The following is a 215-nucleotide window of genomic DNA, read 5'->3' as shown; positions in this document are numbered from 1 at the left end:
GCATCGGCCTGGGCAAGGGCGACGGCTGCCGCATCATATTCGATACCGCTTGCAACATCGCGGTCGCGCAGCGACTTCTGCCGGTCCAACTGCTGGCGGGCATTCAGCTGCGTCGCCTTGGCACGCTCGAGGCTTGCCTCGGCACTTGCCACCCGAACCCGGAACAGCGCTGGATCGATACGGTAGAGCACATCGCCTTGCTGAACGAGGCTGCC

The 215-nt window shown here is 64.7% G+C and carries 1 pseudogene; it reads right to left on the bottom strand.

The annotated features are described in order from the left end of the window. A pseudogene (locus AF337_RS25420) lies at positions 1-215 on the bottom strand (biotin/lipoyl-binding protein); the annotation flags it as partial.

It is taken from the genome of Rhizobium ecuadorense, assembly GCF_001187535.1.
In the GTDB taxonomy this organism is placed as follows: Bacteria; Pseudomonadota; Alphaproteobacteria; order Rhizobiales; family Rhizobiaceae; genus Rhizobium; species Rhizobium ecuadorense.
The sequence above is the reverse complement of the archived record's forward strand: the minus strand, read 5'-3'. Positions and strand labels throughout refer to the sequence as shown.